Below are 13,827 nucleotides of genomic sequence, written 5' to 3'. Positions count from 1 at the left end.
GGCCGACCGCCACAGTCCGCCGGCCGCGGCGAGGAGGCCGCGCTTGACCTCGGGGAGACCGAAGGAGGCGTTCTCGGCGGCGATGATGAGGTCGGCGCACATCGCGAGCTCGAATCCGCCGGCGAGCGCAGGTCCCTCGACCGCGGCGACGGTGGGCGTGGTGGGCGGCTCGGCGGTCAGGCCCAGCGGGCCGCGGCGGTCGGTGACCGGTACCTGCCCGCGGTGGGCTCCGGCGAGGTCCATGCCCGCGCAGAAGGTGTCGCCGCTGCCCGTGAGGACGATGGCGCGCACGCCCGAGTCGTCCTCGGCGTCGTCCACGGCGCGCTCCAGTTGGACCGCGGTGGCGTGGTCGATGGCGTTCTTGGCGTGGGGGCGGTTGAGCGTGATCACCCAGACCGAACCGTCGCGTCGGGTGAGGACCGGGGCCGTGGGCGGTTCCGGGAGCTCCTGCCGCTCGCCCTCGACGACGACCCGGTGGCCGTCGAGACGCAGGGTCCGGCGCAGCGGGGTACCGGAGGTGAGCGCGGCGATGTCGTCGGCGCTCTCGCGCCGCAGGAGGACACGGGCGCCGTCCGGCGTGATCGCGGAGACCACGACGCCCTCAGCGCCGCCGTCGCGACCGTGGGGGACGGTCACGGCCTCGATCACCGCGGGACCGTCGAGTTCCGTGCGCGCCGGGCGCGGGGCGGGGCGTTCGATCGCGGGCTTGAGGTGCGCGAACGGGCGGCTCGGCGGTGTGCCGGAGTAGATGCCCAGGGAGTGCTTGGTGGCGTACCAGCCCAGTGAGGTGGACAACCCGACCTGATCCGGGTCCTCACGCAGCAGCGGTACGAGCGTCGAGACGGCGTGCAGGCCGTAGTTGTTGCCGGGTCCGCCGGCCGAGGTGAGTCCGCCGGTCACGCTGAGGGGCCGCGACGGGTCCTGCCAGGGCAGGCCGAGGGCGCGGGCGCCGAGCTGGACGGCGGAGGGGAAGCAGGAGTAGAGGTCGACGGGGCCGAGGTCGTCCGCGGTGATGCCCGCGTGCTCGAAGGCGGCGGCGCCGGCGGCGGCGATCGCGGGGGAGCGGGTCAGGTCGGCGCGCTCGGAGACGAACCATTCGTCGGTGCCCGAGGCGCCGGCGTGCAGGAACACCCACTTGTCCTGGGGGACTCCGAGCGCCTGGGCTGCCGCGACGCTGGCCACGATCACCCCGGCCGCCAGGTCCACCTGGAGGTTGGCGCACAGGAGCTTGGTGTACGGGGCGGACACGGTGCGGTTGGTCGCGCTCGCGTAGGCGATCTCCTCGGCGGTGCGGGCGGTCGGGTCCCACGCGAACGGGTTCTGGGCCGCGATCCCGCTGTGGCGCGACCACAGGTCCCCGATGTGCTGCTGGTGGGCCTCGGCGGTCTCGCCCGAGTCTGCCTGCAGAGCGGACTCGATGAGGGAGTAGACGTAGATCGGCGCGCCGAGCCCGACGCTGGTCTCGGCCTCGTTGTTCGCCGGCCGGTCGACCCCGATCACCCGGTCGGGGCCGCGGTCCGGGTCCTGGGTGGTCCACCGGGGCTCACGCCCCCGGGACTGGAGCGCCGCGACGGTGGCCCCGGCCTCGGCGCCGCTGACCAGTGCCAGGTGGGCGGCTCGGTCCGCGATCCGCTGGGCGGCGTCGTTGACGGCCAGTTGGGCACCGTCGCCGCCGTAGGGGGAGGTCTGCACGGTCTCGGCGAACTCCGCTCCGACGGCCTCGGCCACGAACCCCGCCTGGTCGGGGTAGGTCCAGGAGGCGCTGGGGACCGCGTAGACCAGATCGGCGCGGGAGAGCAGCGGCCCTTGGGCACCGGTGTCGGCGGCGGCGGCCTGCAGTGCCTCGACGGACATGACGGCCGGTTCGGTGGCGGTGTCCGGATCGGGGTCGCGGCGGACGATCTGGCCCACGCCGATGAGGACCGGGGTCGACGGGTCGAGCATCTCGCCGGTGCGCTCGTGGCGGACGGGTTCGTCCGCGTAGCGCCCGGGCCCGCCGCCGCCGTCGACGAGGCCCGCCAGGGCGTCGAGCGACTCGGTCAGGGCCGCCTCGACACTGCGGACGGCGGAGAGGCCGACCGGGCCGCGCACCGGCGGACCGTCCAGGGCGCCGTCGAGGCGGACGGCACTGCCGTCGGCGGTGGGCACGACGGTGCACCAGAGGCCGACCGTGATGCCCATCGGGCCCGCGCCGCGCAGTTCGACCCCGGTCTCGTCGGCCTCCTCGACGAGCCAACGCACCTGGACGGGGATGTCCATGAGAGTCATCTGCTGCACGAATTCCCCGCCGGTGGTGAGCTGCTCGGCTCGCTCCCCGCGCCAGGACAGGTGGAAGGTCAGCCACTCGTGGGTCCGGGTGGTGTCGAGTACCACGTCGAGGATCGCGGTCGGTGGAGCGCTGATCGTGCGGGTGGCCTCGACCTGCCGGGTATAACCGGAGATGCCCTCGGGGGCGGGGACGGTCACATCTGCGGCGGGCGGCGCCGAACCGGTGCCGGGGATGACCCGGGAGGTCAGGTCCTCGAGCGTCGTCAACGCCGTCCGGGCCAGGACGGGGGCCAGGTGGCGTCCGGTGTCGACGAGGCCCTTCACGCGCGATGTCTTGGACCGCGATTTCTTGGACATGGATGCCACTTTCCGTCTGGTCGGACTGTTTTGCTGAATCATGCCGATCGGACCGGCTCGGTGGCAAGTCGCCACGGCAGTGGCCCGAGTAATGTCTCGGCCATGGCAGCCCCCCGTCGTCCGCAGCAGGAGCGGTCCGCCGCCACCCGTTCGAAGCTCCTCGAGGCCGCGTACGAGTCGCTGCTCGACCGTGGCTACGGCGCGACGACGGTGGGTGAGGTGCAGAACCGCGCGGGGGTCGCGCGGGGCACGCTCCTGCACCACTTCCCCACGAGGGGCTCACTCATGGCCGGCGTCGTGGAGGACATCGTCGAGCGCCGACTCCGGGTCCTGACCTCGTCAGGCCTCGGCGGCCGGGCGCGCACCGGTGCCGACTCCGGTGCCGACTCCGGCGCCGACGCCGGCGCGGATCCCGCCGACGGGGCATGCGACGACGAGGCGTGCGACGACGACGAGGCGTGCGACGACGCGCCGTTGGCCACGAGCTGGGACGACGTGGTGGACCTGGTCTGGGAGGAACTCCAGGGTCCGCCGTTCACGGTCGCCCTCGAGCTCTGGGTGGCCTCCCGTACCGATCCCGAACTCCGCCGGGCGCTCATCCCTCTCCAGGAACGCATCTTCCGCACGGTGCACCGGAACGTCACGCGCCTGGCGGGGGAGGACCATCCGCGCGCGCCGATGCTGGTGCAGTTCACCATCGACCTGCTCACCGGGGCCCACCTGGCCGGGACCCTGCAGCCCAGGGTAGGTGCCTCGGCCGTGGTCGAGGCGTGGAAGATCGCGGTCCGGGAGCTGGCCCGGACGGACGGGGGGCGGGTGCCGGCGCGCCGCTGAGCCTGTCGCGCCGAATCCGTGGAACCGCCCCGGGCGAGGCGGGGACCGCCTACGTTGGACAGGTGTCTGTTCGCATGTCCGTTGCGGCAGGACCTCACCCGGCAACAGCAGGAGACCCACCATGACATCCTCCCTCGACCGCGACGCGTTCCTGATCGGTACCGAGTGGCGCTCACCCGCGACCGACGGCGTCATCGAGGTGGTCAGCCCCCACACCGAGGAGGTCGTCGCCCGCGTCCCGGAGGGCTCGGTCGCCGACATCGACGCCGCCGTGGCCGCGGCTCGCGAGGCGTTCGACTCCGGTCCGTGGCCGCGGATGAGCCCCCAGGAGCGGATCGACGTGGTCGCCCGTCTCTCGGCTCTCTATGCCGCGAAGCTGGACGACATGGCAACCCTGATCTCCACCGAGATGGGGTCACCGATCTCGTTCAGCAAGCTCGCCCAGGCCCCTGCGCCCTGGATGCAGATCGAGGCGTTCGTGAGCATCGCCCGCGAGTTCCCGTGGGAGGAGACCCGGCCGGGCGTGCTCGGCGGCGAGGTGCTGGTCCGCCACGAGCCGGTGGGCGTGGTCGCAGCGATCCCGCCGTGGAACGTCCCGCAGTTCACCGTGTTGTCCAAGCTGATCCCGGCGTTGCTCACCGGCTGCACGATCGTGGTCAAGCCCGCCCCCGAGACCCCGCTCGACACCTACCTGCTGGGCGAGTTGCTCATCGAGGCCGGCGTGCCGGAGGGCGTGGTGAGCATCGTCGCGGGAGGCCGCGAGGTGGGTGAGCACCTGGTGCGCCACCCCGCGATCGACAAGGTGGCCTTCACGGGGTCCACCGCGGCGGGACGGAAGATCGGCGCGATCTGTGGCGAGCAGCTCAAGCGCTGTTCGCTCGAGCTCGGAGGCAAGTCCGCGGCGATCGTGCTGGACGATGCCGACGTCACGAGCGTCGTCGAGGGGATCAAGTTCCTGGGCGTGATGAACTCGGGTCAGGCCTGCGTGGCGCAGACCAGGATCCTGGTGAGCCGCGAGCGGCACGACGAGGTCGCCGGCGCGCTGGCGGAGGGGATCGGGTCGATGGTCGTCGGCGACCCGATGGACCCCGACACCCAGATCGGTCCGATGGTGGCGCAGCGGCAGCAGGAGCGGGTGTCCTCGTACATCGAGATCGGCCAGCAGGAGGGGGCGCAGCTGCTCACCGGCGGCACCGGCCGCCCGGACGGCCTCGACTCGGGGTGGTACGTCCGACCGACCGTGTTCGCCGGGGTCGACAACTCCATGCGGATCGCCCAGGAGGAGATCTTCGGCCCGGTCCTGTCCGTGATCGCCTACGACGACGTCGATGACGCCGTCCGGATCGCCAACGACTCCGAGTACGGTCTGGCGGGGACCGTGTGGACCGCGGACCGCGAGGCGGGTCTCGGCGTGGCCCGCCGGGTCCGCACCGGGACCTACGGGGTCAACACCTACACCATGGACTTCTCGGCCCCGTTCGGCGGTTTCAAGGCATCAGGCGTGGGCCGCGAGTTCGGCCCCGAGGGCCTGGCGCAGTACACCGAGGTCAAATCCGTCTACCTCGACGCGCCCGCGGTCGACGGCTGATACCGCCGTGGTGGGAGAGAACACGACGCCGCTCGACGTCCGCGACGCCGCTCGACGTCCGCGACGCCGACCGTGTCCGCACGCTGACACTCGCACGACCGGAGGCGCTCAACGCGTTCGACGAGGCCCTGTACGACGCGCTCACCATCGCGTTGCACAAGGCCTCGGACGACCCCACCGTGGCGGTCGTGCTGCTCACCGGACAGGGTCGGGCGTTCAGCGCCGGGACGGACCTGGCCGAGATGGCCGAACGGATCACCAATCCCGACTTCGTCCCCGGTGAACACGGGTTTCTCGGGTTGATCGACGCTCTGTCCGGGTTCGACAAGCCCCTCGTCCTGGCGATCAACGGCCTCGGCCTCGGGATCGGCACGACCGTCATCGGGTTCGCCGACCTGGTCTTCATGTCCGAGGACGCCCGTCTCAAGTGCCCGTTCACCAGCCTCGGGGTGGTGCCCGAGGCCGCCTCGAGCTATCTGCTGCCCCGGCTCGTCGGGCGGCAGAACGCGGCGTGGGTGTTGCTGTCCTCGGAGTGGATCAGCGCCGCCGAGGCGCATGAGATGGGCCTGGTGTGGCGACTGTGCGCTCCCGACGACCTGCTCCGGGTGGCCACCGAGCACGCCACGCGACTGGCGAGGTTGCCCATCTCGAGCCTGCGGGCGGTCAAACGGACCATGGTCGAACCGCTGGCCCGCCAGATCGCCGAGGCGCGCGAACGCGAGAACCAGTGCTTCGCCGACCTCATGGGCGGCCCCGCGAACTCCGAGGCACTGGCCGCGTTCGCCGAGGGCCGGCCGGCGGACTTCACCGGGCTTCCTGACGGGGCGTGACCACGGGGCCTGACGACGGGACGCGATGATGTGGTGATGCGCGAGGTCGACGTGGTGGTGATCGGTGCCGGTCAGGCGGGCCTGTCGGCCGGGTATCACCTGAATCGCCGGGGGGTCGTCCCCGCCGACCGGGCCTCCGCCGACGACCGGACGTTCGTCATGGTCGATGGCGAGGACGGCCCCGGCGGGGCGTGGCGGCACCGCTGGGAGTCGCTGACCATGGCCACCGTCAACGGGATCTTCGGCCTGCCCGGGGCCCCGGCGCCCGAGGTGGATCCCGAAATGCCCAGCCGGGAGGTTCTGCCCGCCTACTTCGCCGACTACGAGGAGCGATTCTCCCTCGGGGTCCGGCGGCCCGTGCACGTGCGCCAGGTGCGCCGCGCCCGTGACGAGCGGGGCGGCCCGGGGAGCGGCCGCCTCGTCGTCGTCACCTCCGGGGTTCCGGGGGAGGGGGATGGCGGGGACGGCGCGCGGGGCGACGACGACGAGGTGTGGCACGCGCGCTACGTCATCAACGCCACGGGAACGTGGACGCGGCCCTTCTGGCCGTACTACCCCGGGCAGGAGAGCTTCCGCGGGCGTCAGCTCCACGTCCATGACTACGTCCGCGCGGAGGAGTTCGCCGGTCAGCGCGTGGTGATCGTGGGCTCGGGGATCTCGGCCACCCAGCTGCTCGAGGAGATCTCGCGCGTCGCCGACACCCTGTGGGTGACCCGGCGGGAGATCGAGTGGGCCACGGGCCCGCCCCCGGAGAACTTCTCGGCCGCCATCTCCGCGGTCGCCGAGCGCACGGCCAGGGGATTGCCGCCCGAGAGTGTGATCCGGGTGACCGGCATGTACCGCACCCCGTGGATCGATCGAGCGGAGGCCCGCGGTGCGCTCGTGCGGCGCCCGATGTTCACCCGGATCGAGCCCGACGGGGTGCGGATGCCGGACGGCCGGTTGGAGCCCGCCGACGCGATCCTGTGGGCCACCGGGTTCCGGCCCGCGGTCTCCCACCTCGCCCCGCTCGGCCTCCGGACCCCGGCCGTGGGGATCCGCGTGGCCGACGGACGGGGCCTCGACGAACCGCGGCTATTTCTGATCGGCTACGGCCCGTCCCAGTCGACCGTGGGGGCCAACCGGGCGGGCCGTGACGCCGTCCGCGCGATCGTGTCCGAACTCTGAGTCGCCGGGATCAGAGGGTCCGGGAAATCAGTTCCTTCATGATCTCGTTGGTCCCGCCGTAGATCTTCTGCACGCGGGCGGAGGCGTACATCCGGGCGATCGGGTACTCGGTCATGAACCCGTAGCCGCCGAAGACCTGCAGGCAGCGGTCGATGATCTCGCACTGCTTGTCGGTGCAGAAGTACTTGGCCATCGACGCCGTGGCCGGATCCAGCTTGCCCTCCAGGTGCAGCGAGATGCAGTGATCCAGGAGGGTCCGGGCGGCCAGGGCCTCGGTCTTGCACTCGGCCAGCTCGAAGCGGAGGTTCTGGAACTTCAGGATGGGCTTGCCGAACGCCTCGCGCTCCTTGGCGTAGTCGATCGCGAGGCGGACCGCTGTCTCGGCCGCGGCCACGGCGGTGACGGCGATGATGAGCCGCTCCTGGGGCAGCTGCTGCATGAGCTGGATGAAGCCCTGTCCCTCGCCCGCCTCCCCGCCGAGGATGTTGGCGGCGGGGATCCGCATGTCGTCGAAGAACAGCTCCATCGTGTCCTGGTACTTCAGGCCGATCTTGTCGAGCTTGCGCCCGCGGTCGAACCCCGGCAGGTCGGTGGTCTCGGCCAGCAGGAGTGACAGCCCCTGGGCACCCTCGCCACCGGTGCGGGCCACGATGATGAGCAGGTCGCAGTGCATGCCGTTCGAGATGAACGTCTTGGCGCCGTTGACCACGAGGTCGTCGCCGTCCCGCACCGCCGTGGTGCGCAACGCCTGCAGGTCGGATCCCGCTCCGGGCTCGGTCATGGCGATCGCCCCCACCATCTCGCCGGTGGCCAGCTTGGGCAGCAGGCGGGTCTTCTGCTCCTCGGTGCCGTACTGGAGAAGGTAGTGGGCCACGATCGTGCTGTGCACCGAGTTGCCCCAGCCGTCGTCGAGCGCCCGGGTCTGCTCCTCGGCGATCACGGTCTCGTGCGCGAAGGTGCCGCCGCCCCCGCCGTACTCCTCGGGGATGGAGAGGCACAGCAGGCCCGCGTCGCCGGCCTTGTTCCAGAACCCGCGGTCCACGGCGCCCTCGGCGGCCCACCGCTCGAGGTTCGGGGCGGTCTCCTTGTCCAGGAACGCGCGCGTGTGGGCGCGCAGCGCATCCAGGTCGTCGGTCATCCACGGGGAGCGGTAGGGGGCGGTCTCGAACACGAGGGATCTCCAGGGGTCGGTCGCGTGGGGCCCGGGCGGCCCCGCTCGTCCACCACAATACGAGTGCATGCTTTGCTATGCAATCGTATGGTCGCGGTATCGTCTCCGACATCGACCGAACGCAGACGCCGGTTGAGGGACGAGGAACGGGGTGGCGCACATGGCCGGGACCACAGCCGACCGCGGAGGTGCCGCCGACGGTGACCTCACCGCTCGGGCGCGGATCCGCTATGCCGCGCTGGCCCTGTATGCCGAGCACGGGGAGGACAGGGTCTCGATGCGCCGGGTGGCCGCCGAGGTGGGGGTGACGATCGGCCTGATCCAGCACCACTTCGGCACCAAGGACGGCCTGCGCCGCGCCGTGGACGACCTGGTGGTGGAGCGCGTGGTCGGGGCACTGTCGACGGTGGAGCACACCGGCACGCCGGCCGAGGTGGTGGAGGCAAGGAACGTCGCGGTCCGCGAGATGCTCCGGCAGAACCCGCAGCTCGTGAGCTACCTCAACCGGGCCCTGTTGGAGCCCGACGGTCGCGGGGCGCCGTTGCTGGAGGCGATCGTCGACCTCACCACCCGGGAGATCGAGGGTCTGCGGCGCGGGGGTCTGGCCTCCACCAGGGCCTCGGACAAGGTCCAGGTGGTCCGCACGCTCGTCGACCAGGTGGGGGAGGTGTTCCTCCGGCCCGTGGTCGAGGCCATCTGGGCCCACATCGATGGGGATCCGGGCGAGTGCCCGTCGATCAGGATCACGGTCGAGGGCCACTGAGGGCCACTGAGGGCCACAGACGTAGACCTGACCGATCGGCCGGCCGGCCGGCCGGCCGCGAGGGTCGGCCCGCTCCCGTCGTGCACCCGGGGCCCGCTCCCGTTAGGCTGTCAGGGCGTTTACCCGGGCAGTCTGCCGGGGTGGGAAGGACACGCTCATGAGGTTCACCGGCCTTGCCAAGCTCGCCGTGACCGCAGTGATGGCCGGTGCGACCGCACTCGCGGCCCCCGCCGCCGCCCAGGCCGCGGTCCCGGTCGCCGGAGGCACTCCGGTGCTGGTCAACGGAGAGGCCGGATGCACCCTCACCGCCGCCGGATACGACTCGACCGGAGCCCCGGTGGCGTTCACGGCCGCCCACTGCAGCGACCGGATCAACGCTCCGGTCTTTCTCCGGAGCGACCCGGGAGCCGGGGTGATCGGCACCGTCGCGACGCGCAACGAGATTCTCGACTACTCGGTGATCCGGCTCGACCCGGCTATCGCGGTCCCCGTCCGCCAGCCCGGGATCAGCGGGCGCGGTCCCGCCCCTGAGTTCGGTGACGTCGTGTGCAAGGACGGGATGTCCACGGGCCACACCTGCGGCATCACGTGGCAGCGCGACGGCGCGAAGTTCTGGAGCCAGGCCTGCGCGGGATACGGGGACTCCGGCGGTCCGGTGACCCGCGACGGCCGCCTCGTGGGACTGCTCTCCGGTGGGCACATGCCTCCGGGCGCGGGGCCCGTCGGCAGCGTCGGTCCACTCCTGCCGTCCTGCTTCCACGCCGCGCAGTCGCCCTTATTCCTCCCGGCGCTGGCGTACTCGTTCGATGCGATCGTGACCGACGCGACCGACCGCAACTGGCCCGGTCGCGGTTTCCGGATGGCCTGACGGTCCGCCGGGCGGAGCGCCCGAAACCGATGTGGATCATCGGCTCACCTGGTACGACTGGCGTCATCCCGGACGATAGGTGAACCCATGACCAGTACCGACACCACCGTTCCTCCCGAGCGACGCGACCGGGCCAGCAGAGGACTGTTCATGATCCTCGGGCTGATCGTCGTGGTGATCGTCGTGGGTCTTCTGGTGTTCCTGTTCACCGGGAATGCTGAGGAGTCCGCTCAGCCCGCGGCGGAGGACCCCCACTCCGCGCTCGCCGACGCCATCACCGCGGAGGTGCAGGGCGCCGTCGTCGAGTTCGAAGCCGGCCTCGTCGCCGTCAACTTCCCACTGCCGCCGGATGCCACTCCGGCCGCCGCCGCCCAGGCCGCCCAGGACAACTCGATCAGCATTCTCCGCGCTGTTCAGGACTCCGAATGGTCGGGGACCGTGGAGATCACCGCCTACTCCGCGGCCGGCGACCAGCCGGGGGGCCAGGAGATGGTGAGGATGGTGTACCTGCCCGAGACGGTCGACCGGATCGACCCCGATGGGATCGGGCGCGAGGACGTGTGGGCCGAGGCGGACGAGCAGTTCGTGGACCCGGCTCTGGCGGGGTAGTTGCGCTGGGCTGGCCGCCGCCTCACCTCGCCCACAGGTCGGCGGTCGCCGCTGCGCCTGTCGCCGACCGGATGCGTTGCCAGTTGCGGCCACCGCGCCCGAAGGTGGCCAACACTGCGTCGGGGACGCTCGATCGGTCCGTCGGCTCCGATCGCCACGTGCAGTCGCGCACGTGCACCAGATCCACCGATCGCGCGTCGTCCGAGGCATCGTAGCGCCACGGCCCCGCGAGTCGCCCGAGCCAGTAGTGGCCGTCGATGTCCCGGGTCCACACGAACACTCCCTCAGGGACGTCGGAGAACCGCTCGATCCGGCGGGCCAGTCTGTCGTCGTGCTGCGCCGCGGCGGCGTCGACTGCCTCGGCGAGCGACGACGGTGGTGGTCCCTCAAGGCGCCCTCCCATTCCGCAGAGGCCGAAGCGCAGGCCGCGCTCGACCCCTGCACCGTCGGGCACCCCGTCGTCCCGCGACCGCATCGGGGCCCGGAACAGGGGGACGTCGTCGTCGGCTGACATGGGTTGTGCTCCTGCCGTTCGTTGCCGGTTCGGGTGGGCTGGGTGCGGGACGAGCGAGCTCCGGGAATGACCGACGCCCCCGCGGATCACCGATCCGCGGGGGCGTCTGTCGTTCTCAGCCGCGCGTGCGCCAGGGGTTCACTTCAGCTCGGCGCTCGACAGGTCGAGGATGCGCCGCGCGATCACCAGCTGCTGGATCTGCTGGGTGCCCTCGAAGATGTCGAGGATCTTGGAGTCGCGCGACCACTTCTCCAGGAAGCTGCGCTCGGAGTAGCCGTAGCTGCCGGCCAGCTCGACCGCGCCCAGGGTCACGGCGGAGCCGGTGCGCCCGGCCTTGGCCTTGCACATCGACGCCTCCTTGGTGTTGGGCATCTTGTTGTCGGCCATCCACGCCGCCCGCAGGGTGAGCAGGTACGCGGACTCCCAGTCGGCCTCGAGCTCGAGGTACTTGGCCACCGCGGCGGGTTGGCTGGTGGCGGGCCGGTCGTAGTCGATCTCCATTCCGGCCTCCTCGAGCAGCGCCCGGATCTCCTCCAGCGCGGCACGCGCGACGCCGACCGCCATCCCCGCGACGAGCGGGCGGGTGTTGTCGAACGTCTGCATGGCGCCGGCGAAGCCCTTGTCCACCCGGACCTCGGGATCGCCCAGGAGGTTCTCCTTGGGGACCCGGCAGTTGTCGAAGGTGATCTGCGCGGTGTCGGAGGCGCGGATGCCGAGCTTGTGCTCCAGCCGGTCCACGTTCACACCGGGGTGCTCGCGCGGCACGACGAAGGACTTGATGGCCGCGCGGCCCTTGCTCTTGTCGAGGGTCGCCCACACGACGATGTGGTCGGCCCGGGCACCGGACGTGATGTAGATCTTGGTGCCGTTGATCACGTACTCGTCGCCGTCCAACCTGGCGGTGGTGGACACCGCGGCGGAGTCGGAGCCGAACTCGGGCTCGGTGATCGCCATGGAGGCCCAGACCCGCCCGAACCTCTCCATCTGCTCGTCGTTTGCGACCGCGGCGATCGCGGAGTTGCCGAGGCCCTGGCGCGGGATCGACAGGGTCAGTCCGACGTCGCCCCAACATGTCTCGATGATGTTGAGGAGCGACTTCATGTTGCCCCCGTTGGACACGCCTTCGCGACGCGGTGCGCCGCCCGACCCCATGGTGGCACCGGAGGCGGCCTGTCCGGCGTCCTCCATGGCCTCCATCATGGCCTTGAGCGTGTCGAGCTCGACGGGGTACTCGTGCTCCGCGAGGTCGTACTTGCGGGACACGGGACGGAAGATCTGGGTGGCGACCTGGCGGGCCTGATTGGCGCCCGCCTCGAGCCGCTTGGGGAGTTCGAGGTTGATCATCGTCAGGATTCCTTAGTCCGGGTGGGGCGGGTGCTGGTGTGGGTGGTGCTCACAGGACCACCACGCCCTCGGCCACGCCCACGGCGCGAAGGTCGCGGTACCAGCGCTCGACGGGGTGCTCCTTGGTGAACCCGTGGCCACCGAGCAGCTGGACTCCGTCGAGCCCGATCCGCATGCCCTTGTCGGCGGCGATCTTGCGGGCCAGTGCGGCCTCGCGGGCGAAGGGGAGTCCCTGTTCGGCGCGGGACGCCCCACGCCAGGTGACCAGCCGCATGCCGTCGAGCTCGGTGGCCATGTCGGCCACGGCAAAGGCGACGGCCTGGCGGTGGGCGATGGGCTCGCCGAACGCCTGGCGCTCCTTGACGTACGGGGTCACGTAGTCGAGGACCGCGTGCGAGGTGCCCACGGCGAGTGAGGCCCAGCCCAGGCGGGACAGGCGGATCACGTCGGCGTAGGTGGCGGCCCGGTCCTCGGGGGAGGAGTCGGGACCACCCAGGATCGCGTCGGCGGGCAGCGAGACGTCCGTGAGGATGAGCCGGCCCAGGCCTGCGGCGCGCAGGCCCATGGACGGATCCGCCTCCACCACGAGTCCGTCGGTGTCGGACTCGACCACGAACAGAGTCGGGAACCCGTCGAGGGAGGCCGCGACGATGAACAGCTCCGCGCTGCCGGCGGTGGGCACCATCGACTTGACGCCGTTGAGCGTGAACCCGCCCGGCCCGCGGGTGGCGGTGGTCTTGAGCTCGAACGGATCGAAGAGCGGGCGGGGCTCGGCCACCACCACCGCGGCCGCCGGCGTCGTCTCGGAGGCGAAGGCCGGGAGGTAGCTCTTCTGCTGGGCGTCGGACCCGAACTGGGTCAGGGTGGTGGCGACTCCGGAGGGCGCCAGGATCGGCAGGGCCAGCCCCATGTCGCCGTAGGCCAGCGCCTCGGCGACCAGCGAGTTGGTCACCACTCCGCGCTCGGAGGCGATGCCCTCGAACTCCTCGGGCACGTTGAGCATGGTCGCGCCGATCTCGGCGGAGCGCTCCAGCAGCGAGGTCGGGGCCTCGGCGGCGTGGTCCGCGTCATGGGCGGCCGGCCGCATGACCTCGGTGGCGAAGTCGCGGACGGTCTCGACGATCATCTGCTGGTCGTCGTCGAGGGTGAGGTCGAAGAGGTCGGGCCTCGACCCCGAGTCGGCGTCAGGCAGGCGCTTGGGCGCGCCGGATCCGGAGACCTTCTTGAAGGACTTCGTGGCGGCGCCGAGGGTCTTGAAGCCGGTCTTGGTGGCCTCGTAGGTGACCCGGTCGACCTTGTGGCGCAGGTTGAAGCGCTCGGCGAACTCCGACCCGGTGATCGTCGTGAGCGCGCGCATGGCGGCTCCGATCGCGTCGATCCTCGTGGGGTTCTTGCCCGGAGTGGAGGCCTCCGCGCGTCCGGTCGTGGACGGGGACGTCGAATTCTTGCTCATCATCACCAGCTGTTCTCGTGACGGACGGTGGACGGTGCTGTCGACGGATATCTTACTTCGG

12 protein-coding genes are annotated in these 13,827 nt (G+C 71.3%); 7 read left to right on the top strand and 5 right to left on the bottom strand.

Annotation, left to right across the window (positions count from 1 at the left end; genetic code table 11):
- A partial coding sequence (locus tag H483_RS40070) for an enoyl-CoA hydratase-related protein (protein WP_017836590.1) occupies positions 1–2,625 on the bottom strand: 2,625 nt, incomplete at its 3' end.
- Positions 2,626–2,727: 102 nt separating this feature from the next.
- On the opposite strand from H483_RS40070, the gene H483_RS39885 reads away from it, so the two are divergent.
- The 4 genes from H483_RS39885 (at position 2,728) to H483_RS27860 (ending at position 7,044) form a co-directional block, all read left to right on the top strand.
- Positions 2,728–3,459 carry a TetR/AcrR family transcriptional regulator gene (locus H483_RS39885; RefSeq protein WP_017836589.1) on the top strand — a complete coding sequence of 244 codons (732 nt, stop codon included), beginning with the start codon at positions 2,728–2,730 and terminating at the stop codon, positions 3,457–3,459.
- 121 nt (positions 3,460–3,580) lie between these two features.
- Complete coding sequence (locus H483_RS27870; RefSeq protein ID WP_017836588.1) at positions 3,581–5,047, top strand: aldehyde dehydrogenase; 1,467 nt, start codon at positions 3,581–3,583, stop codon at positions 5,045–5,047.
- A gap of 83 nt (positions 5,048–5,130) precedes the next feature.
- Positions 5,131–5,877 carry an enoyl-CoA hydratase/isomerase family protein gene (locus H483_RS27865; RefSeq protein ID WP_238556280.1) on the top strand — a complete coding sequence of 249 codons (747 nt, stop codon included), beginning with the start codon at positions 5,131–5,133 and terminating at the stop codon, positions 5,875–5,877.
- A gap of 36 nt (positions 5,878–5,913) precedes the next feature.
- Positions 5,914–7,044: an NAD(P)-binding domain-containing protein gene (locus H483_RS27860; RefSeq protein ID WP_017836586.1), complete on the top strand. Its 1,131-nt coding sequence runs from the start codon at positions 5,914–5,916 to the stop codon at positions 7,042–7,044.
- 10 nt (positions 7,045–7,054) lie between these two features.
- On the opposite strand, the gene H483_RS27855 is transcribed toward H483_RS27860, so the two are convergent.
- Positions 7,055–8,215, bottom strand: coding sequence for an acyl-CoA dehydrogenase family protein (locus H483_RS27855; RefSeq protein WP_017836585.1), 1,161 nt, complete (start codon positions 8,213–8,215; stop codon positions 7,055–7,057).
- Between the two features lie 160 nt (positions 8,216–8,375).
- On the opposite strand from H483_RS27855, the gene H483_RS27850 reads away from it, so the two are divergent.
- The 3 genes from H483_RS27850 to H483_RS27840 all read left to right on the top strand — a co-directional run bounded on the left by H483_RS27850 (position 8,376) and on the right by H483_RS27840 (position 10,455).
- Positions 8,376–8,978, top strand: a complete 603-nt coding sequence (locus H483_RS27850) for a TetR/AcrR family transcriptional regulator (RefSeq protein ID WP_031264809.1) — start codon at positions 8,376–8,378, stop codon at positions 8,976–8,978.
- Positions 8,979–9,135: 157 nt separating this feature from the next.
- Positions 9,136–9,846 (top strand): peptidase S1, encoded by a 711-nt coding sequence (locus tag H483_RS27845; protein ID WP_017836583.1) that lies wholly within the window; start codon positions 9,136–9,138, stop codon positions 9,844–9,846.
- 87 nt (positions 9,847–9,933) lie between these two features.
- The gene (locus tag H483_RS27840) at positions 9,934–10,455 is read left to right on the top strand and encodes a hypothetical protein (protein WP_017836582.1); all 522 of its coding nucleotides are present in this window, start codon (positions 9,934–9,936) and stop codon (positions 10,453–10,455) included.
- 22 nt (positions 10,456–10,477) lie between these two features.
- On the opposite strand, the gene H483_RS27835 is transcribed toward H483_RS27840, so the two are convergent.
- From H483_RS27835 to H483_RS27825, 3 genes are all read right to left on the bottom strand, one after another.
- Entirely contained in the window at positions 10,478–10,969 is a 492-nt protein-coding gene (locus H483_RS27835) for a hypothetical protein (RefSeq protein WP_017836581.1), read from the bottom strand.
- Between the two features lie 138 nt (positions 10,970–11,107).
- Positions 11,108–12,313, bottom strand: coding sequence for an acyl-CoA dehydrogenase family protein (locus tag H483_RS27830; protein WP_017836580.1), 1,206 nt, complete (start codon positions 12,311–12,313; stop codon positions 11,108–11,110).
- A 49-nt stretch (positions 12,314–12,362) separates the two neighbouring features.
- Entirely contained in the window at positions 12,363–13,769 is a 1,407-nt protein-coding gene (locus tag H483_RS27825; RefSeq protein ID WP_017836579.1) for an acyl-CoA dehydrogenase family protein, read from the bottom strand.
- Positions 13,770–13,827 lie beyond the last annotated feature (58 nt).

Origin of the sequence: Dietzia sp. UCD-THP (assembly GCF_000349585.1) — a bacterium.
GTDB classification, from domain to species: Bacteria; Actinomycetota; Actinomycetes; order Mycobacteriales; family Mycobacteriaceae; genus Dietzia; species Dietzia natronolimnaea_A.
The sequence above is the reverse complement of the archived record's forward strand: the minus strand, read 5'-3'. Positions and strand labels throughout refer to the sequence as shown.